This window comes from Luteimonas sp. S4-F44, from assembly GCF_022637415.1.
Classification (GTDB): Bacteria; Pseudomonadota; Gammaproteobacteria; order Xanthomonadales; family Xanthomonadaceae; genus Luteimonas.
Genome location: NZ_CP093340.1, coordinates 536,931 through 553,648, shown reverse-complemented (window position 1 = coordinate 553,648; position 16,718 = coordinate 536,931). Strand labels below are relative to the sequence as shown.

Below are 16,718 nucleotides of genomic sequence, written 5' to 3'. Positions count from 1 at the left end.
CCGATGGCGTCGATCCTCGTCCTGCATGGTCCCAACCTCAATCTGCTCGGCACGCGCGAGCCGGAGGTTTATGGCCATGCGACGCTCGCCGACATCGACACGATGCTGCGCGAGGGCGTGGCCGCCGCCGGTCATGCGCTCGAGAGCCTACAGTCGAATGCCGAGCACGTGCTCGTCGACCGCGTCCAGGCGGCGCGGACCGACGGCACGGCGATGATCCTGCTCAACCCCGCGGCCTTCACCCACACCTCGGTCGCGCTGCGCGACGCGTTGGCCGCGGTCGCGATCCCGTTCATCGAAATCCACCTGTCCAACCCGCATCGCCGCGAGCCGTTCCGGCAGACCAGCTACTTCAGCGATCTGGCGATCGGTGTGGTCTGCGGCTTCGGTGCCGACAGCTACCGCTACGCCCTCGATGCTGCGCTGCGCAGGCTGGAGCCGGTCGCATGACGCACCGCGGTCCCGTCCCCGCCTGGTTGCTGGCAGGCATCGCGGCGGCTTGGCCACTGGCGGCGTCGGCCGACCTGCTGACCGAGGCCGATTGCGTCGCGCCGCTGTCGACCGACACCGCCGCACTGTGCATGTCCGCCGACTACGCGCGCCTGGATGCCGAGCTCGAGCGGGCCCAGGCCGACGCCGTCGCAGCGATGGCCGATCCCGACGGGTGCGGCGGCGGCGCCTGCGACGCTGCGGCCGCCGCGCTCGCGGACGCACACGATGCCTGGCAGCGCTTCCGCGCCCGGGATTGCGACGCCATCTACGCCCTCGCCATCGCCGGCAGCGGTCGCAACGACGCCCGCCTGACGTGCCTGATCGACCACACCCGTCTTCGCATCGGACAGTTGCAGCAGCTTCGCGCGCTGTAAGCCTGCCCGCCATTTCGCCGACAACCACGAGGCCCGCATGGATCTCCGCAAAATCAAGAAACTCATCGACCTGCTCGAGGAGTCCAACCTGACCGAGATCGAGATCAAGGAAGGCGAGGAATCGGTCCGCCTGTCGCGCACCTCGGCCGCGGCCGCACCGGTGGCCTACGCCCCGGCCCCGGCGCCCGCCCCGCGCGCCGCCGAGCCGGTGATGCCGATGAATTCCCCGGTCGACGCAGCCACCGGCGGCACGCCGAAGGCCGGCGACGACCTGCCGCCCGGCCAGGTCACCAAGTCGCCGATGGTCGGCACGTTCTACGCCTCGCCCGCACCGGACAAGCCGGCGTTCGTGTCGGTCGGCCAGCAGGTCAAGGCCGGCGACACGCTGGGCATCATCGAGGCGATGAAGATGTTCAACCCGATCGAGGCCGAGGCCTCGGGCACGGTCGTCGCGATCCTGTGCGAAAGCGGCCAGCCGGTCGAGTTCGATCAGCCGTTGTTCGTGATCGGCTGAGGCCGCCCCGATGCTTGAAAAAGTCGTCATCGCCAACCGCGGCGAGATCGCGCTGCGCATCCTGCGCGCGTGCCATACGCTCGGCATCCGTACGGTCGCCGTGCATTCCACCGTCGATCGCAACCTCAAGCACGTGGCGATGGCCGACGAGTCGGTCTGCATCGGCCCGCCGCCGTCCAACCGCAGCTATCTCGACATGCCGGCGATCATCGCCGCCGCCGAGGTCACCGACGCCCAGGCGATCCACCCCGGCTACGGTTTCCTCAGCGAGAACGCCGACTTCGCCGAACGCGTCGAGCAGTCGGGCTTCGTGTTCATCGGCCCGAAGGCCGAAACCATCCGCCTGATGGGCGACAAGGTCGAGGCGATCCGCGCGATGAAGGAGGCCGGCGTGCCCTGCGTGCCCGGGTCCGGCGGCCCGCTCGGTGACGACCCGGCGACCAACGTCAAGATCGCCCGCGAGATCGGCTATCCGGTCATCGTCAAGGCGGCCGGTGGCGGCGGTGGACGCGGCATGCGCGTGGTCCACACCGAAGCTGCGCTGGTCAACGCGATCGCCACGACCAAACAGGAAGCCAAGGCCGCATTCGGCAACGACATGGTCTACATGGAGAAGTTCCTGGAGAACCCGCGCCACGTGGAGATCCAGGTGCTGGCCGACGGCCAGGGCGGCGCGATCCATCTGGGCGAGCGCGACTGCTCGATGCAGCGTCGACACCAGAAGGTCGTCGAGGAAGCGCCGGCGCCGGGCATCACCCCCGAGGCGCGCGCACAGATCGGCAAGGTCTGCGTGGACGCCTGCATCCGCATCGGCTATCGCGGCGCGGGCACGTTCGAGTTCCTGTACGAGAACGGCCGCTTCTACTTCATCGAGATGAACACCCGCATCCAGGTCGAACATCCGGTGACCGAAATGGTGACCGGCATCGACCTGGTGCGCGAGCAGTTGATGATCGCCTCAGGCCACAAGCTGTCGATCCGCCAAGAGGACGTGGTGCTGACCGGCCACGCGATCGAATGCCGCATCAACGCCGAAGACCCCGAGAGCTTCCTGCCCTCGCCTGGCACGATCCTGCATTTCCACGCCCCGGGCGGCCCGGGTGTACGGGTTGACACGCATGTCTATGAAGGCTATGCGGTCCCGCCGAACTACGACTCGATGATCGGCAAGCTGATCGTGCACGGCGCCGACCGCGAGCAGGCGATCTGTCGGATGCGGGTGGCGCTGTCGGAGATGGTGGTCGACGGCATCAAGACCAACATCCCGCTGCAGCAGCGGATCATGCGCGACCAGGGCTTCCACGCCGGTGGCCAGAACATCCATTACCTGGAAAAGCGCCTGGCCGAGCGCAAGAACAAGACGCTGGCGATCGGCTGAGGCCGCCGCCGGCGCGCGCAGGTCGCGCGCCGGCGGTCGTCAGGACTCGCGGTCGGGAAACGCCCGGCGCAAGGACGCATCGAGCTGGATGGGGCGCGCCCAGCGGTCATAGCTCGCCACCAGGCCACGCTTGACCCGCACGACCGGCTCATCGTCAGACGCCACACCGAGGCGCTCGAGTACGCCGACCCAGCCGCCGCTGCGATCACGTCGCCAGTGTGCGGCGATCTCGCGGCAGGGCCGACCCAACGCCCGGCCCACGGCGCAGGCGAAATAGACATCACCGGCGCGCATGCCCGCCTCATCGAGCAACTGTTCGACCAGCGACCGCGGCGCAACCTGGTAACGCGCCACCTCGTCGACGAACGCCTCCCGGTAGCGTGCCGCGTACAGATCGACATCCTCAAGCCAGGTGTCGAGCCAGGCATCACCGGTCCCGGGATCTGGCACGGCGTCTTCGCCGGCCTCAGCAGCATCGGCGCTGGGGGCGCCCTCCTGGGCGTATACCGGAGACACGACAGCGGCCAGCAGCAGACACGACAGGCACATGGCAGCGGATAGCGAACGCACGGCGGTTACTCGAGGCAGGACCAGGTCGGAGCGCATCGCGGCTTCGACACCGCCGCGACGCACAGGGGCCGACGATAGCCCAACACCGCAAGCGAGGACAGCCGACGATGGAGCCGCATCGAACCACCCCGCGCGCGCCGCGCATGCTGCGCTGGGGCATCGCGGCCTGCGTCATCGCGTTGGGCCTGGGCGCTTTCTGGATCGCGCTCGACCACGTCGCCACGCGTGTCGGCCAGGATGCCGAGAACAGCCTGCGCAATGTGCCGCGCAATGACGACACCCGGCACCGCGCCAACTGATCGCAGCCCCGGGCGACGCCCTAGGATGATCCCCAAACGCAAATCGCCGCCCGAAGACGGCGATTTGGGGGATGCACGTTCGCTGCGATAGAGCCCGATTGCGCGTCCTCAGCGCCAACCGCCTCGACGCCCGCGATCCTCGCGTGGATCGTAGTAGTGCGTCGTGCAGCGGCCGCGGCGGTCGCACTCGGTCCTGCCCCGCGCACGCTCGTGGTGGCGATAGCGCTCGGCGGCATAGCGCGGCGGAGCAGGATGGTGACGACCGTGGCTGCGCGGCGCGGTGCGGTAGTACACCGGCCGGCCGTAGCGGTCGTAGGACAGGCGCAGGCGATCGTCGTAGCCGTAGCGCCCGCGCCGATCGTAGGGCTGGTCGCCGCGCATCACGACATCGGCGATGTCCACGATGACCTGGACCAAGTCGTCGCTCGCACGGGCCGGCGTCGGCACTGCGAACGTCGCGGCCAAACCGGTGGCCAACGCGGCCGGCCACATCCAGCGGGTCAAAGTGTTGGATGTCATCGGACTCTCCTGCAACGTGGCCACCACCGCGGCGGCCCACGCCCTCAACATGCCGTGCGCGAAATGAATCGTCATGCAATATTGCTTGCGACGCGCAGATACAAAAGCGCGGCGTAAACAGCGCATTCAAATTGGAAACGGTTACGCGCACTCAATGCGTGTTTCAGGCACTCAACGCAATGCGATCGCTTGCGCCGCCAGCTCGATCACCGCCTCGGGCAGCAGGTCGGGCGTGGCGACCTCGCGCATGCGCTCGCGGCCTTCGCCGATGTCGGCCTGCGTCTCGTGCGCCCAGGTCGTGCGGTAGGGCATGTATACGCCCCAGCCGCCAAGGGCGAGGACCGGTGCGATGTCCGAGCGCAACGAGTTGCCCACCATCAGGAAGGCCTGTGCGTCGATGTCGAACTCGCCCAGCACGCGCGCATAGGTCGCTGCATCCTTCTCACTGACGATCTCGATGCGCCCGAACAGATCCGACAGGCCCGAGTCGCGCACTTTGGCTTCCTGGTGGAACAGGTCGCCCTTGGTGATCAACACGACCTCGAAGCGCTCGGCGACCGCGGCGACCGCGTCGCGGATGCCGGGCAGCAGTTCGACCGGGTGCCGCAGCAGCGCCTTGGCCATCTCGACGATGCGATGGAGATCGGCCGCGGCGATCCGTCCGCCGGTGATCTGGGTCGCCGATTCGATCATCGACAGCGCCATCCCCTTCACGCCGTAGCCGAACACGGCGATGTTGGCAGTCTCGACCGCGTACAGGGCTTCGGCGACACGGCCGTCGGCCAGGTCCACATAGCGCCCGACGATGCGCTCGAACTCCAGCTGCGCTTCGTCGAAATAGTCCTGGCTGCGCCAGAGCGTGTCGTCGGCATCGAAGCCGACCAGTCGGATGCCGTGGGTCATCGGCGCATTATGCCGGCCGCCGCCTTTCGTCGCGGAGATCGACCAGAGCGTATGTCGCGAATGCAGGATGGCAGCTCCCGCGTCTGCGAGGCCCAAAGGCGGTGCTTCGCCGAAGTCAGCGCATCCTGCTTCTGCGTATCGCCGAATTCGGGTCGTAACCGTTTGTGGCAGCGGACTGGCAGTCGGTGGCCGCGCCAAGCGCGCCATGGGTGAACCCGCTTTAGCTTGCGCGGCATGCCGCGCGAGCGGATGAACGCCCGGCGTGCTTCGCCGGGCCGGACCGATCCGCGAAGCGGAGCGGGCGCGCGTCCGAGTCAGGACAGGATGTCCTGACCGAGGGGAAAGCGGCTTCCGGCAGCCAGGCTGCTGCGTCTTCGAAGCAGAACTCCCGTCTCCGCAAGTCAAACAGGTAAAAAAAAGCGGCCCCGAACGGAGCCGCTTTGGTCTGGACTGCAGGCCGCGATAAGCGGCCTGCAAGCAAGCGAGACTCAGTTCTCGCTGGCGCCCGCGCCCGAGGTCTGGGCGTTAACGTAGTTGCGGTACTCCTCCGGCGTGATGAAGCCATCGCCGTCGGCATCGACATCGCTGAAGACCTGCGCCAGGCCCTCGAGACCGGCGGCCTCGGTCTGGCTCAGACGGCCGTCACCGTCCGTGTCCAGATCGGCCCAGGTGACCTGGCCCTGCTGCGCCTGCGGCGCCTCGGCCGTCGCATCCTGCGCATAATCCTGCGTAGCCGCCTCGGTGGTCGGCGGCGCCTGCTCCGCGGTCGGATCCTGCGCGAATGCCATCGGCATGGCCATCGCGGCACCCAGCGCAATGGCGGCGATCAGCGGCGTGCGAGCATTCTTCATCATGGTCTCTCCTGCGTTTCTTTGGGGAAGTTGGCGCGGGGGTCTTTCATCCTCGTCGTGGATACCGCACGGCCCCTACCCTGCCTGCGCCGAAATGAACCGCCCCGCCCTCTGAATCCCGCCTGATTACGACCCCTTAACCACACGATGTGCGATGCCGGGTAAGCCCATGTTCCCGAACGGTGAACGCCGCACCGCCAGGCCCGCCCCGATGGGCTTTCTTTGGAGATGCAGCGCACATGCATCGGTATCGCGATGCGACGTGTTTCGATGAACGACAACACAATATTTACGAACCGCCGCGATCTGCCGGGCTTTTCAGCCGACGCGCGAACGTATGCCACACTCGGGTTTTCCCCGATTGTTTCCTGGAGATCCGCATGCCACGACTGCTCGCGCTCGCCCCGCTCGCCGCCTCGCTGTTGTTGACGATCGGCTGCGATGGCACCGCCGCCAACACCGCATCGAGCGCGACCGCGGCCTCGAGCGGCGAACAGACCGCACACGCCACCGCCGGCGCGGATGCGATCGAAGGCCTGCCGTTCGCGAGCACCGCAGTTGCCAGCTTTGACGAACCGTGGGCCCTGGCCTTCCTGCCCGACGGCCGACTGCTGGTGACCGAGAAGGCCGGGACGCTGAAGCTGGTGACGCTGCCCGACGGGCAGGCGCGCGAGATCGCCGGTGTGCCAGACGTGGCCTACGCAGGCCAAGGCGGCCTGGGGGATGTCGCGCCGCACCCGCAGTTCGCGCAGAACGGCCTGATCTACCTGAGCTATGCCGAGGACGGCAACGGCGGCCGCGGTGCGGCGGTGGCGCGCGGACGTCTGGATACCGAGGCCGGCACCCTTGAGGACGTCGAAGTGATCTGGCGCCAGGTGCCCAAGGTCTCGGGCAACGGCCATTACGGCCACCGCCTCGCGTTCGACCGCGACGGCAAGCTGTGGATCTCGTCGGGCGAGCGGCAGAAGTTCGATCCCTCGCAGAACATGGCCTCCAACCTCGGCAAGATCCTGCGGCTCGAAGACGACGGCCGCGTGCCGGCCGACAATCCGTTCGTCGACCAGGGCGGCGTGGCGGCGCAGGTCTGGTCGCTCGGCCATCGCAATCCGCTGGGCATCGCGTTCGATGCGCAGGGCCGGCTGTGGAACAGCGAGATGGGCCCGGCCGGCGGCGACGAACTGAACCTGGTCAAGCGCGGCGCGAACTACGGCTATCCGATCGTCTCCAACGGCAACCACTACGACGGACGGCCGATCCCCGACCACGACACCCGCCCGGAGTTCGAGAAGCCGGCGATCACCTGGACGCCGGTGATTTCGCCCTCGAGCCTGATGTTCTATTCGGGCACGCTGTTCCCGGCATGGACCGGCAACGCCTTCATCGGCGGCCTGTCGGGCCAGACCCTGGTGCGCGTGGAGATCGACGGCGACAGCGCGCGCGAGGCCGAGCGCTTCGCGATGCGCGCGCGTATCCGCGGCGTCGAACAGGGCCCCGACGGCGCGTTGTGGGTCATCGAGGATGGCAAGGACGGCCGACTGATCCGACTGGCGCCGCGCGAAGGGTGAGCGCGGCGGCGTCGCCGAAGACGCGACGCCCTTCACGCATCCACAGATCGCGTCACCGCGGCCTGCGGCGGCCGGTCAGAGCGCCGGCCGCTCGATCGGGTGGCCCATCGCCGCCCGATAGCGCACGTACAACGCCTGCACTTTCGCGATGTAGGCCTGCGTCTCGGCGTAAGGCGGCACGCCGCCATAACGCGTCACCGCGCCGATCCCAGCGTTGTAGGCGGCCAGCGCCAGCGTGCGGTCGCCGTCGTAACGGCGCAGCAAGGCGCGCAGATGGCGCGCGCCGGCGCGGATCGATTCGGTGGGCGCGTGCGGATCGGCGACGCCATAGTCCGCGATCACGTCCGGCATCAGCTGCATCACCCCGCGCGCGCCCTTGGGCGACACCGCGTCGGCGTCGAAGCCGCTCTCGGCATGCGCGATCGCGCGCAGCCAGGCCTCGTCCAATCCGTAGGCCTTCGCAGCCGACGCGAACACCGCCGAATGCGGCTGCAGCCTGGGCGCTCCCACCGCGCCCAGGCCCTCGTGCGCGGGCTCGCCCGGTGGCGTGTGGGCGGTGAAGCGCAGGTACTCGCGCGCGCCCGGCAACCGACGCGTGCCGTAGACCCGTTGCCCGTCCTGCTCGCGCTCATAGAGCACACCGCTGAACACCCCCATCGCGCCCCACAGGTTCGGCGTCTGCACCGCATCGTCGGCGATCTGGCGGGCCTCGCACTTCGATCCGGGCTCGGGCGCCGTCGACAGGCTCACCGTGCCGTCGCGTACGCAGCGCCAGACCGTGCGCGCCTGCGCGGGCACGGCGGACAGCACGGCGGCCAGGACGAGACCGCAGACGGCGAGCGAGGGACCTTGGACGGGCATACGGGCTCCGGCAGGAAACTCCGGCCAATACGCCCGGCCCGGTGAACATTGTGTCGGCGGCACGATTGCGGTGATCATCCCCACCCCTTGCTCGAGCCCCTTCGATGCCGCACTGGTCGACCCTGATCCGCGAGATTCCCGATTTTCCAAAGCCCGGCATCGTCTTCAAGGACATCACCCCGGTGCTGGCCGAGGGCGCCGCGTTCGCCGCCGCGATCGAGGCGATGGCCGCGCCGTGGCGCGACACGCCGCCGACCGCGTTTGTGGGCATCGAATCGCGCGGTTTCATCTTCGCCGCCGCACTCGCGCAGGCGCTGGGCACTGGCTTCGTGCCGGTGCGCAAGCCGGGCAAGCTGCCCGCGCGCGTGCTGCACCACGATTACGCGCTCGAATACGGCAAGGACCGACTGGAGATGCATGCCGACGCGTTGCCGCCCGGCGCGCGCGTGGTGCTGGTCGACGATGTGCTGGCGACCGGCGGCACGCTGCGTGCGGCCTACGCCTTGGCGCGGGCGCAGGGCGCCGAGGTCCTCGGGGCTGCGGTGCTGGTCGAACTGGCAGCGCTCGGTGGACGCGCGCGCTGGGACCACGCCGTGCCCTTGCACGTCGCGTTGCCGGGGTAACGGCGCGTACCGTCGTCGCGGCGCTTCGACGGGAGCCGACCTATGGTGCGGGCCCCCACCCGCTGTCCCCGCCCCATGCATGAGGAACACCTGACCCTGAGTCGCAACGACTGGATGCCGAACAACCCCCGGCTTCCGGTGCGGATCTACCGAGGCCTGCGCATGGCGACTGATGCGCCCTTCGACGCTGCGGCCTTCGAGACCCGCTTCTCTGCCAATGGCTGGCCCGCCGACTGGCGCGGCGGGGTCTACGACTACCACCACTTCCATTCGAGCGCCCACGAAGTGCTCGGCGTGGCCGCCGGGACCGCGGCGCTGATGCTGGGCGGCCCCGATGGCAGCATCGTCGAGGTCGCCGCGGGCGATGCGCTGCTGCTGCCGGTCGGCACGGGGCATTGCTGCGTGCGGGCCGACGCGGCGTTCTGCGTCGTTGGCGCCTACCCCCGCGGCCAGGACTGGGACATCCAGCGCAGCGCGCCGGATGCGAAGACGCTCGAGCGCATGCACGCCGTGCCCGACCCGCGTCGCGACCCGGTGACCGGGAAGCGCTTCTGATCCGCGCCACCGCCAACACCGCGAATGGCGTCAGTCGTCGTCGTCGAAGGCATGCGCGAGCCAGTCGCCGTCGGTCTCGTCGTCGTGGCGCTCGTGCGGCGCGGGCTCGAGCAGCGTGTAATCGTCGACATCGGGGCTGCGGATGCGCCGCGAGACCGGATAGGCCTCCAGCATTGGCTGCGGCATCGTGTCCAATAAGCGCAGCGTCGGCGGGCCGGTCAGCCAGTTACCGATCGCCGCGGCCGGCATGAACACCGGACCGTCGGGCACAAGCGGCGCCGGGATCGCCGGGTTGGGATGGGTCAGCACCGCGAACGTGTACAGCTCGGGGGTGTCCTTGTCCCAGTGGTCCCACAGTCCGGCAGCGAACAGCGGCTCGCCGTCCTGCGCCTGAATGAAGTACGGCACCGGCATCTCGCCGCTGCGGTCCCATTTGTAGTAGCCGTTCATCGGCACCGCGCAGCGGCGGGTCTCCCAGGGCCGGCGGAAGATCCGGCTGCGCGGGGCTCGCGCCAGCCGCGCGGTCACCGTGGTGTAGGGCGTTTCGGGCAATGGCGACCAGCGCGGCACCAGGCCCCAGTCGAAGTCCTCGACGACCGGGCCGTCGCCGCGATCGAAGATCACCGCCGCCGGGCGCCGTTTGCCGATGTTGTAGCGCGGCGGGGTGGCCGACAACGTCTCGCCGACGTCGCGGGGCAGCGGCGGCGGCCATGGCGCATTGCCGAAGGCCTGCACGAACCTACGCATCGCTCGGACCGGGCGCCATCGGCGCAAGCTGTCGACTGGACATGCGTGCATTCTCTCCAGGGACGCGTGAAGCGACCGCGCCGGTCTTCACGTGCTGCCCCCGCGCTGCGGGCCAGGGTCGTGCGCTCTCCAAAGAGGATGACGACATGCAGCGCACCCCAGATCCGCAGGAGGCCCCGATGCCCGATGGCGACGTGCCCGGCTCGGCGCCGCATCCGATGCACGACCCGATGCCCGACCGGCCGATCGACCCGCCTGTGCCGACGCCCGGCGATCCCGAACGGGACCCGCAGCCGCAGCGCGATCCACCGTCGCCCACCCGTCCGCAGGATCCACCGCGACCGGCCTGAGGCGATCCTGGGCCGCACCGCCCTGCGGAGGGTGACGCGTCACGCCATCGCAGGCGCCGGCGGCTGCCGACGGGCCTCGGGCGCGCGCCGGGGCGGTGGCGACGTCGGCGCGATTGCCGCGACCTCGCGCTCGCCTTCGAAGCCGCCGTCCACGCTGTGGACGCGCACGATGGCGCCGCACAGCAGCACCGAGGCGTCGCCCGCCAGCTGCCGGAACGCGGCATCGCGCGTGGGGTGGTGCGAGAGCGTCCGTCCGGAGCCGGCGTCGAGCAGGGTCCAGTCGAGCGAAGCCGCGCAGTGGCGCAGCAGATAGCGGATCGGGGTCATGGCGGCCTTCGGTCAATGAAAAGCGACAACCGGGTGTACCGGCGACAAGGCATCATGAACGCCACCCGATGAGGGTTTGGTGTGCAGCCCGGTGATGGGCTGCACTATCTGCACGAACGCCAACGGGAGCACGCCGCCGCGACCGGTGGGATCGCCAGCGCGGGCGCGGCGGGGCACAATCGACCTCGGGGCGACGCGAGGGCGTCGCCTTTCGTCTGTGTCTCGCCGGCGCGACCGTTGCCGGCCTTTCTTCATGGAGAACCTGATGTCCACGCTTCCCCGCAGCGGCCTGCCGCCGTCCGATGCCGGCGCTACGCCCGCAATCACCGTGTCCAGCATCGACCTGGCGCGGCTCGAAGCCATGCTGCAATCGCCTGCGTTGCGCAACCACCCCACGGCCGAACTGCTCCAGCGCGAGCTCGACCGCGCCGAGGTGCTGCCGCCCGATGCCATGCCCCCCGATGTCGTGCGCATGCACACGATCGTCGAGTGCGAGGACGCCGACGGTGCCCCGCGCCACCTTACCCTGGTCTATCCCCAGGAAGCCGATGTCGCCAAGGGCCACGTCTCGGTGCTCGCACCGGTCGGCGCCGCGTTGCTCGGCCTGTCGATCGGACAGTGCATCGACTGGCCGACGCCCGGCGGCGTCCTGCGCCTGCGCGTCACTTCAGTGCAGCCGTCAGAGGGCTGACCAGCCGGCTTCGCGCGCCGGCGATGCCGGCAGCGGCAAGCTCGCCCCATGCGTCCCCTGCCCCGATCGTTCTACGCGCGCGACGCCCGCAGCGTTGCACCCGACTTGCTCAACAAGCGCCTGGTGGCCCGTGATGGCCGCCAGGCCCGCATCGTCGAGGTCGAGGCCTACTGCGGCGCCGAGGACGAGGCGGCCCATTCGTTCCGCGGCCCGACGCCGCGCAACCGGGCGATGTTCGGACCACCCGGCCATCTGTATGTGTACTTCATCTATGGCATCCACTGGGCGGTCAACGCCGTCTGTGGCGAGCGCTGCGGTCATGGTGTCCTGCTGCGCGCGGCCGAGCCGTTGCTCGGCCTACCCGAGATGGCGTCCGCACGCGGCACCCCCGACCCACGCCTACTCGCCTCGGGGCCGGGGCGGCTCGCTCAGGCCTTCGGGGTCTCAGCGGACGATCGCGGCCTGGACCTGACCTGCATCCGGTCGCGTCTGTGGATTGGCGACGACGGCACGCCACCGCCCGATGCCCCCCTCGCCACGCCGCGAATCGGCATCCGCCGCGCCGCCGACCGCCCCTGGCGCTGGACGGTGCCCGAGCATCCGCATGTCTCTCGGGTCCGGTCGCTTCCCCGCAAGCGGGCGCCACGCTGAGCGCTCGGCTCAGTCGGATGCGGCGAGCGCTGCTTCCACGTCCGCGACCGAACGGGGGCGCGTGACCCGCGCGACCTCGACCCCGTTGCGCAGCACGACCAGGGTGGGCCACAGCTTGACGCCGAAGCTGCGGCCCAGCGGCCGGCCCTTGCCGTCTTCGACCTTGATGTGGGTGAGATCCTGGCGCGCCTCGATCGCGGTGCGCAGCAGCGGCTGGGCCGCCTGGCAGTGGCCGCACCAGTTCGCCCCGAACTCGAGCGCGAGCACGCCTGTCGTGGCGTCGATGTCGTCGCGCGTGGGCGCGTCGGCGGAATAGCGTGCGGTCCAGGTCATGGTCAGCCGCTCCGACTTACTTAAGACAATGCACGCTCGATCGCGTCGAGCGGCAGGTTCGTATAGTCCTTGGCCAGATCCGCGACCAGGCGCTGGGTGGTTTCCTTGTGCAACAACGGCCGGACCCGCCCCAGCGTATTCGGGTCGGCGATCAGCACCAGGTCGGTGAACTTGTTCTTCAAGGCGCCTTCGTTGAGCCCCAGCGCCAACTGCTTGGCGAACGTGGCCTCGTCGAGTTGCGATGCGCTCGATTCGGCAGGCATCGCGCCGGCCGGGCCGTCGTCGTCGAGGTTCATGCCCTCCAGCAGCGCTTCCTGGCGCAGCGTCAGCGCGCCCGCTTGCCCGACATTGGTGAACACGCGCGCCGCGCCCCCGTTGGCCACCACGATCATCGCGCCCTGGGGAATCTTCATCGTCATCGTTTCGCCTCCACTTCGCTGCATCGCGCCGGATGGCGCCAAGCCAATGTAGGCAGGCGGATGTGAGCGCGATGCAATGCGACGCGGGGTCGAGCGCGGCGCGCTCAGCGCCAGGGCCGACGCCCCTCGGTCCATGAGCCCGAGCGCGGACGCCCGGCCGGCCACGGGTCGTGGATGTCGCGCCAGGTCGGCCCGAACGGCGTATCGAACGCGTCGTACATCCCATCGCCGGGCAGCAGGCCCAGGCCGCGGTAGCCGACCGGACCGTCGGAGCGCGCCACGCGCAGATTGAGGTTCACGGTGCCGCCGGCCTCGCCTTCGCGCTCGCGGCACAGATTCAGATCGGCGGCGTTCCAGTGGCTGGTGCCGCCACGCGAGGAATGGCCGATGCCGGTGCTGACGCTGCCGGTGATCGCGCGTTCCTGGCCGTCGGGCGCAGTCGGGCAGCCGCCACGCCGCACCAGGGCGTCGTCGTGGCGCTGACGCCAGGCGGGCGTCGCGGTGCGCGGGCCGGTGTACTCGCCCTCGCCGAATGCAGCCTCGCCGGTGAACATCGGCGTCTCGGGCAGGCGCAGATCGGCGCGTCCATCGCTGGCGAGAGCCAACGGCGGCGCCAGTGCGGCCGCAAGCAGCCAGGTCAGCATCGAAGTGCGCATGGCGCAGGTCCCGTTACACCCGAGGGCGACGGCCCACGCTACCAGTGTTTCGTTGAATCGCCGCTGGCCGCGACCCGATGCCGGTCAGCCGTGACGCATCCACAGGCAGTCGATCGCATCCAGCGCGATGTGCACCAGCAGGCCGATCGCCAGCAGCCGCGTGCGACGCGGCACCACCATGGCGCCGTAGAGCGCGACCGCCGGCGCGGTGTGCAGCGGATGGAAGCCGATGCTGCAACGATCGGGCTGGTACACCGGGTCGGCCAGCAGATGGTCGAGATCGATCAGCCAGCCGAGCAGCAGCAGACCCCAGGCGTGCAGGAACCGCTCGCGCCAGAACAGCCAGGCCAGCAGCGCCGGCACCGCGGCGTGGAGCAGGAGGTGGACGATGGCACGCGCACCCATCTAAGGGCTCCGGCAGGGCGCGACAGGGTACGCCACCCCGGACGACGGTCGATCACGCCCATCCCGTACCATGTCGTCCCTTCCTTGGGAAGGCGCAGGGACTGCTTCGACGCGAAGCGGTGAGCGAAGCGGGCATGAAGACGGGATCGGGGATGCGCAAGGCGGGGCTGCTGACGATCTGTGCAGGCGTGCTGTCGCTGGCGGCCTGCGTCGGCTGGCATCACGATGCGCCGGTGGTCACGGGTCTGCCGACGACGGCAGTCGAGGCCTCGCAGGCCTGCGACCATGCCCACACCGGTCCGCATGTCGCACTGCGCCTGCCTGCGCCCGAGGGCGGCTGGTCCGGTGCGCCACAGGCCGTGGTGGTGATGAACACCTTCGCCGGCTCGGTCGACATCCAGCACGGCACGCGCCTGCGCTGCGGTTCGCCCGAGGATGCCCGGACCTTGGATTCGCGGTTCCGCGCCGGGGTCGGCGCGGTGATCGTGCCCGAGGCGGGCGACACCGCGCCGATCGAAGTCGGCTTCGACGACAACGCGCTGCCCCTGTGGCGCCCGATCGTCCAGCTGGGCCAACCTGCGCCGATCCAGCGGGCCGACATTGCACGCTTCGCGGTCCGCATCGCCTCGATCACGGTGGTGCTGACGCTGCTGGTCTCGGCGCTGCTGGCGTTCTTCGCCACCCGTGAGCGCGCATTCGCCAATTACGCGATGGCCGCATCGCTGTTCGCGCTGTGGCAGGCGTTGCTGTCCGGGCTGTGGGCCTGGCCCCGCCCCTGGCTTCCGGTAGCCGGCGCTGCGGTCCCGGTCCTGGTCGCGCTGGGGCTGGGCATGGCCGGCCTGACCGCCAGCGCTTTGCTGCGCCAGTCCGGGCTGCGGCGGCGACGCCCCCGGCTCGATCGGGCCACCACTTGGGGCGCGCGCGGCCTGATTGCGATGGCCGCCGTGGTTCCCTGGCTGCCGACGCAGGCGGTGGCCGCCCTTTCGGTGGCGATCGAACTGGGCTTCTACCTGCTGTGCCTGGCGTTCGCGATCACGGCACTGGCCGCACTGACGCAGCGCCGTGGCGATGGCTTGCTGCTGCTGGCCGGCGTGATCCCGTTCCTGCCGATCGCCGGCCTGCAGGCGGCCTGGCCCGATGGGCTGGCGCTGTGGAAGGTGGAGGCCTTCATGCTGGCCGGCGCCTGGCTGGCGCTGACCTGCAGCATGACCCTGACGCTGCGGCTGGGCCGGCTGCGGCGCCAGCGCGACGAGATGCGCATGCTCGCGCAGACCGATGCGCTGACCGGCCTGCCCAATCGGCGTGCCGCGCTGGAACGGCTCGAGCAGTGCGTGGCCGATGCGCGCGTTACCGACACACCGCTGACGATCGCCTTTCTCGACGTCGACCATTTCAAGCGCATCAACGATGTCCATGGCCACGAGACCGGCGACCGTGTCCTGCGCCATGTTGCCCGCGCGCTGCGGCACGCATTCCGCGACGCCGACCACATCGCGCGCATGGGCGGCGAGGAATTTCTGGCCATCCTGCCCGGTGCCGAGCCGGTGCATGCGCAGACGCGCATCGACGTGCTCCGCGTCTCGCTGCAGGACATCGGCACCGCGCTGGGCATCACCGGCCTTCGGGTCACCCTGAGCGCCGGTGTCAGCGCCCTGCACCCGCTGGACCGGGACACCGCAGCCCTGCTGCGCCGCGCCGATTCGGCAATGTATGCAGCCAAGCGCGGCGGACGCGATCGGACCGAAACGGCCGCCGCCGCGGTCGCCTGACGAGGCTGCACGACCGCCCGGCGCAGGGCGCTGCCGCGTTCACCGGACCTGCACCGATCTGATGCGACCTTCGCCGACCTTAATTGCAGTCGGAGTTCGTTGGATGGCGCATCACAGCCCCGGAGGCCTCGTCCTTCTGGTCGAGGACAACCGCAATATTTCCGAACCTGTGGGCGAATATCTGGAAAGCCGGGGGTTCGAAGTGGACTATGCCGCCGACGGCCTGGACGCCTACAACATTGCTTCCGAAAATCCGTTCGACGTCATCGTGCTGGATCTGATGCTGCCCCGGTTGGGCGGCATCGAAGTCTGTCGCCGCCTGCGCGCCGACGGTCGCAATGCCACTCCGATCCTGATGCTGACCGCGCGTGACTCGCTGGAGGAGAAGATCGAGGGCCTGGAGGCCGGCGCGGACGACTACCTGACCAAGCCCTTCGACATCAAGGAACTCGAAGCCCGGATCCGGGCGCTGATCCGCCGCGATCGTCGCGAGGTCGGGGCTGCGGTGCTGGAGGTCGGCGACCTGCGCCTGGACCCGGTCTCGCTGCGCGTCCAGCGCGGCGGACGCGAGCTCAATCTCGCGCCGATCGCGATGAAGATCCTGACCATCCTGATGCGCGAAGCGCCGCGGGTGGTGACCCGCCGGGAGATCGAACAGGAGATCTGGGGACTGAGCCTGCCCGACTCCGACACCCTGCGCAGCCACCTGTACAACCTGCGCAAGATCATCGACCGCGACCAGCCGGTCCAACTGCTGCACACGATCACCGGCGCCGGCTACCGGATCGCGGACCTGAGCCAGGCGGTCGCCTGAGCGCCCGCCGCCATGCCGTCACGGCATGGCGGTCGAGCCCCTCATTCGATGC

Annotated in this window: 24 protein-coding genes; 13 read left to right on the top strand and 11 right to left on the bottom strand. The window is 69.6% G+C overall.

Going from position 1 to position 16,718, the window contains the following annotated elements:
- Positions 1–3 precede the first annotated feature (3 nt).
- Genes aroQ through accC form a run of 4 tightly spaced genes read left to right on the top strand, consistent with a single transcriptional unit; the run spans position 4 to position 2,758 of the window.
- Positions 4–450: a type II 3-dehydroquinate dehydratase gene (gene aroQ / locus MNO14_RS02560; RefSeq protein ID WP_241945242.1), complete on the top strand. Its 447-nt coding sequence runs from the start codon at positions 4–6 to the stop codon at positions 448–450.
- A complete protein-coding gene (locus MNO14_RS02555; RefSeq protein WP_241945241.1) occupies positions 447–866 on the top strand; it encodes a lysozyme inhibitor LprI family protein in 420 nt (139 codons plus the stop codon). The genes aroQ and MNO14_RS02555 overlap by 4 nt, the downstream gene beginning before the upstream one ends.
- Before the next feature lie 37 nt (positions 867–903).
- Complete coding sequence (accB, locus tag MNO14_RS02550; protein WP_241945240.1) at positions 904–1,380, top strand: acetyl-CoA carboxylase biotin carboxyl carrier protein; 477 nt, start codon at positions 904–906, stop codon at positions 1,378–1,380.
- Positions 1,381–1,390: 10 nt separating this feature from the next.
- Positions 1,391–2,758, top strand: coding sequence for an acetyl-CoA carboxylase biotin carboxylase subunit (accC, locus tag MNO14_RS02545; protein ID WP_183427853.1), 1,368 nt, complete (start codon positions 1,391–1,393; stop codon positions 2,756–2,758).
- A 39-nt stretch (positions 2,759–2,797) separates the two neighbouring features.
- Here the strand turns inward: accC and MNO14_RS02540 are convergent, their stop codons facing one another.
- Positions 2,798–3,307, bottom strand: a complete 510-nt coding sequence (locus MNO14_RS02540) for a hypothetical protein (RefSeq protein ID WP_241945239.1) — start codon at positions 3,305–3,307, stop codon at positions 2,798–2,800.
- A 128-nt stretch (positions 3,308–3,435) separates the two neighbouring features.
- Here MNO14_RS02540 and MNO14_RS02535 point away from each other — a divergent pair, with 128 nt between their 5' ends.
- Positions 3,436–3,627 carry a hypothetical protein gene (locus tag MNO14_RS02535; protein ID WP_241945238.1) on the top strand — a complete coding sequence of 64 codons (192 nt, stop codon included), beginning with the start codon at positions 3,436–3,438 and terminating at the stop codon, positions 3,625–3,627.
- A gap of 108 nt (positions 3,628–3,735) precedes the next feature.
- Here the strand turns inward: MNO14_RS02535 and MNO14_RS02530 are convergent, their stop codons facing one another.
- The 3 genes from MNO14_RS02530 to MNO14_RS02520 form a co-directional block, all read right to left on the bottom strand.
- Complete coding sequence (locus tag MNO14_RS02530) at positions 3,736–4,146, bottom strand: hypothetical protein (protein WP_241945237.1); 411 nt, start codon at positions 4,144–4,146, stop codon at positions 3,736–3,738.
- A gap of 171 nt (positions 4,147–4,317) precedes the next feature.
- Entirely contained in the window at positions 4,318–5,049 is a 732-nt protein-coding gene (locus MNO14_RS02525; protein ID WP_241945236.1) for an HAD family hydrolase, read from the bottom strand.
- A 488-nt stretch (positions 5,050–5,537) separates the two neighbouring features.
- Positions 5,538–5,900 carry an EF-hand domain-containing protein gene (locus MNO14_RS02520; protein WP_241945235.1) on the bottom strand — a complete coding sequence of 121 codons (363 nt, stop codon included), beginning with the start codon at positions 5,898–5,900 and terminating at the stop codon, positions 5,538–5,540.
- 380 nt (positions 5,901–6,280) lie between these two features.
- On the opposite strand from MNO14_RS02520, the gene MNO14_RS02515 reads away from it, so the two are divergent.
- Positions 6,281–7,465 carry a PQQ-dependent sugar dehydrogenase gene (locus tag MNO14_RS02515; protein WP_241945234.1) on the top strand — a complete coding sequence of 395 codons (1,185 nt, stop codon included), beginning with the start codon at positions 6,281–6,283 and terminating at the stop codon, positions 7,463–7,465.
- 75 nt (positions 7,466–7,540) lie between these two features.
- Here MNO14_RS02515 and MNO14_RS02510 read toward each other — a convergent pair whose 3' ends face one another.
- Positions 7,541–8,326, bottom strand: coding sequence for a lytic transglycosylase domain-containing protein (locus tag MNO14_RS02510; RefSeq protein ID WP_241945233.1), 786 nt, complete (start codon positions 8,324–8,326; stop codon positions 7,541–7,543).
- Between the two features lie 104 nt (positions 8,327–8,430).
- Between MNO14_RS02510 and MNO14_RS02505 the strand changes: the two genes are divergently transcribed.
- Both MNO14_RS02505 and MNO14_RS02500 read left to right on the top strand, forming a co-directional pair.
- Complete coding sequence (locus tag MNO14_RS02505) at positions 8,431–8,949, top strand: adenine phosphoribosyltransferase (RefSeq protein ID WP_241945232.1); 519 nt, start codon at positions 8,431–8,433, stop codon at positions 8,947–8,949.
- A gap of 75 nt (positions 8,950–9,024) precedes the next feature.
- On the top strand, positions 9,025–9,504 hold the full coding sequence (locus MNO14_RS02500; RefSeq protein WP_241945231.1) for a cupin: 480 nt from the start codon (positions 9,025–9,027) through the stop codon (positions 9,502–9,504).
- A gap of 30 nt (positions 9,505–9,534) precedes the next feature.
- Here MNO14_RS02500 and MNO14_RS02495 read toward each other — a convergent pair whose 3' ends face one another.
- The gene (locus tag MNO14_RS02495; protein ID WP_241945230.1) at positions 9,535–10,251 is read right to left on the bottom strand and encodes an SOS response-associated peptidase family protein; all 717 of its coding nucleotides are present in this window, start codon (positions 10,249–10,251) and stop codon (positions 9,535–9,537) included.
- A gap of 146 nt (positions 10,252–10,397) precedes the next feature.
- Between MNO14_RS02495 and MNO14_RS02490 the strand changes: the two genes are divergently transcribed.
- Positions 10,398–10,601, top strand: coding sequence for a hypothetical protein (locus tag MNO14_RS02490; protein ID WP_241945229.1), 204 nt, complete (start codon positions 10,398–10,400; stop codon positions 10,599–10,601).
- A 39-nt stretch (positions 10,602–10,640) separates the two neighbouring features.
- Here the strand turns inward: MNO14_RS02490 and MNO14_RS02485 are convergent, their stop codons facing one another.
- Positions 10,641–10,928 (bottom strand): DUF2188 domain-containing protein, encoded by a 288-nt coding sequence (locus MNO14_RS02485; RefSeq protein ID WP_241945228.1) that lies wholly within the window; start codon positions 10,926–10,928, stop codon positions 10,641–10,643.
- Between the two features lie 265 nt (positions 10,929–11,193).
- Here MNO14_RS02485 and rnk point away from each other — a divergent pair, with 265 nt between their 5' ends.
- Positions 11,194–11,619, top strand: a complete 426-nt coding sequence (gene rnk, locus MNO14_RS02480; protein ID WP_241945227.1) for a nucleoside diphosphate kinase regulator — start codon at positions 11,194–11,196, stop codon at positions 11,617–11,619.
- 48 nt (positions 11,620–11,667) lie between these two features.
- Positions 11,668–12,270, top strand: coding sequence for a DNA-3-methyladenine glycosylase (locus MNO14_RS02475; RefSeq protein ID WP_241945226.1), 603 nt, complete (start codon positions 11,668–11,670; stop codon positions 12,268–12,270).
- A 9-nt stretch (positions 12,271–12,279) separates the two neighbouring features.
- On the opposite strand, the gene MNO14_RS02470 is transcribed toward MNO14_RS02475, so the two are convergent.
- The 4 genes from MNO14_RS02470 to MNO14_RS02455 all read right to left on the bottom strand — a co-directional run bounded on the left by MNO14_RS02470 (position 12,280) and on the right by MNO14_RS02455 (position 14,083).
- Complete coding sequence (locus MNO14_RS02470; protein ID WP_241945225.1) at positions 12,280–12,603, bottom strand: thioredoxin family protein; 324 nt, start codon at positions 12,601–12,603, stop codon at positions 12,280–12,282.
- A 20-nt stretch (positions 12,604–12,623) separates the two neighbouring features.
- Positions 12,624–13,022, bottom strand: a complete 399-nt coding sequence (locus MNO14_RS02465) for a host attachment family protein (RefSeq protein ID WP_241945224.1) — start codon at positions 13,020–13,022, stop codon at positions 12,624–12,626.
- A gap of 104 nt (positions 13,023–13,126) precedes the next feature.
- Positions 13,127–13,678 (bottom strand): hypothetical protein, encoded by a 552-nt coding sequence (locus tag MNO14_RS02460; RefSeq protein WP_241945223.1) that lies wholly within the window; start codon positions 13,676–13,678, stop codon positions 13,127–13,129.
- An 84-nt stretch (positions 13,679–13,762) separates the two neighbouring features.
- Entirely contained in the window at positions 13,763–14,083 is a 321-nt protein-coding gene (locus MNO14_RS02455; protein WP_241945222.1) for a DUF6122 family protein, read from the bottom strand.
- A gap of 134 nt (positions 14,084–14,217) precedes the next feature.
- On the opposite strand from MNO14_RS02455, the gene MNO14_RS02450 reads away from it, so the two are divergent.
- Together MNO14_RS02450 and MNO14_RS02445 are read left to right on the top strand one after the other, a co-directional pair.
- A complete protein-coding gene (locus MNO14_RS02450) occupies positions 14,218–15,852 on the top strand; it encodes a GGDEF domain-containing protein (RefSeq protein WP_241945221.1) in 1,635 nt (544 codons plus the stop codon).
- A gap of 103 nt (positions 15,853–15,955) precedes the next feature.
- Positions 15,956–16,666 carry a response regulator transcription factor gene (locus tag MNO14_RS02445; protein ID WP_183427834.1) on the top strand — a complete coding sequence of 237 codons (711 nt, stop codon included), beginning with the start codon at positions 15,956–15,958 and terminating at the stop codon, positions 16,664–16,666.
- Positions 16,667–16,718 lie beyond the last annotated feature (52 nt).

Excerpts from the sequence above, each read along its gene's own strand:
- MNO14_RS02460 (WP_241945223.1), bottom strand. The coding sequence starts at position 13,678 with ATGCGCACTTCGATGCTGACCTGGCTGCTTGCGGCCGCACTGGCGCCG.
- MNO14_RS02530 (WP_241945237.1), bottom strand. The coding sequence starts at position 4,146 with ATGACATCCAACACTTTGACCCGCTGGATGTGGCCGGCCGCGTTGGCC.
- MNO14_RS02450 (WP_241945221.1), top strand. The coding sequence starts at position 14,218 with ATGAAGACGGGATCGGGGATGCGCAAGGCGGGGCTGCTGACGATCTGT.
- MNO14_RS02500 (WP_241945231.1), top strand. The coding sequence starts at position 9,025 with ATGCATGAGGAACACCTGACCCTGAGTCGCAACGACTGGATGCCGAAC.
- MNO14_RS02485 (WP_241945228.1), bottom strand. The coding sequence starts at position 10,928 with ATGACCCCGATCCGCTATCTGCTGCGCCACTGCGCGGCTTCGCTCGAC.
- MNO14_RS02525 (WP_241945236.1), bottom strand. The coding sequence starts at position 5,049 with ATGACCCACGGCATCCGACTGGTCGGCTTCGATGCCGACGACACGCTC.
- MNO14_RS02555 (WP_241945241.1), top strand. The coding sequence starts at position 447 with ATGACGCACCGCGGTCCCGTCCCCGCCTGGTTGCTGGCAGGCATCGCG.
- MNO14_RS02470 (WP_241945225.1), bottom strand. The coding sequence starts at position 12,603 with ATGACCTGGACCGCACGCTATTCCGCCGACGCGCCCACGCGCGACGAC.
- aroQ (WP_241945242.1), top strand. The coding sequence starts at position 4 with ATGGCGTCGATCCTCGTCCTGCATGGTCCCAACCTCAATCTGCTCGGC.
- MNO14_RS02445 (WP_183427834.1), top strand. The coding sequence starts at position 15,956 with ATGGCGCATCACAGCCCCGGAGGCCTCGTCCTTCTGGTCGAGGACAAC.
- MNO14_RS02540 (WP_241945239.1), bottom strand. The coding sequence starts at position 3,307 with ATGTGCCTGTCGTGTCTGCTGCTGGCCGCTGTCGTGTCTCCGGTATAC.
- MNO14_RS02505 (WP_241945232.1), top strand. The coding sequence starts at position 8,431 with ATGCCGCACTGGTCGACCCTGATCCGCGAGATTCCCGATTTTCCAAAG.
- MNO14_RS02515 (WP_241945234.1), top strand. The coding sequence starts at position 6,281 with ATGCCACGACTGCTCGCGCTCGCCCCGCTCGCCGCCTCGCTGTTGTTG.
- rnk (WP_241945227.1), top strand. The coding sequence starts at position 11,194 with ATGTCCACGCTTCCCCGCAGCGGCCTGCCGCCGTCCGATGCCGGCGCT.
- MNO14_RS02490 (WP_241945229.1), top strand. The coding sequence starts at position 10,398 with ATGCAGCGCACCCCAGATCCGCAGGAGGCCCCGATGCCCGATGGCGAC.
- MNO14_RS02475 (WP_241945226.1), top strand. The coding sequence starts at position 11,668 with ATGCGTCCCCTGCCCCGATCGTTCTACGCGCGCGACGCCCGCAGCGTT.
- MNO14_RS02510 (WP_241945233.1), bottom strand. The coding sequence starts at position 8,326 with ATGCCCGTCCAAGGTCCCTCGCTCGCCGTCTGCGGTCTCGTCCTGGCC.
- MNO14_RS02465 (WP_241945224.1), bottom strand. The coding sequence starts at position 13,022 with ATGACGATGAAGATTCCCCAGGGCGCGATGATCGTGGTGGCCAACGGG.
- accC (WP_183427853.1), top strand. The coding sequence starts at position 1,391 with ATGCTTGAAAAAGTCGTCATCGCCAACCGCGGCGAGATCGCGCTGCGC.
- MNO14_RS02535 (WP_241945238.1), top strand. The coding sequence starts at position 3,436 with ATGGAGCCGCATCGAACCACCCCGCGCGCGCCGCGCATGCTGCGCTGG.
- MNO14_RS02455 (WP_241945222.1), bottom strand. The coding sequence starts at position 14,083 with ATGGGTGCGCGTGCCATCGTCCACCTCCTGCTCCACGCCGCGGTGCCG.
- accB (WP_241945240.1), top strand. The coding sequence starts at position 904 with ATGGATCTCCGCAAAATCAAGAAACTCATCGACCTGCTCGAGGAGTCC.
- MNO14_RS02495 (WP_241945230.1), bottom strand. The coding sequence starts at position 10,251 with ATGCGTAGGTTCGTGCAGGCCTTCGGCAATGCGCCATGGCCGCCGCCG.
- MNO14_RS02520 (WP_241945235.1), bottom strand. The coding sequence starts at position 5,900 with ATGAAGAATGCTCGCACGCCGCTGATCGCCGCCATTGCGCTGGGTGCC.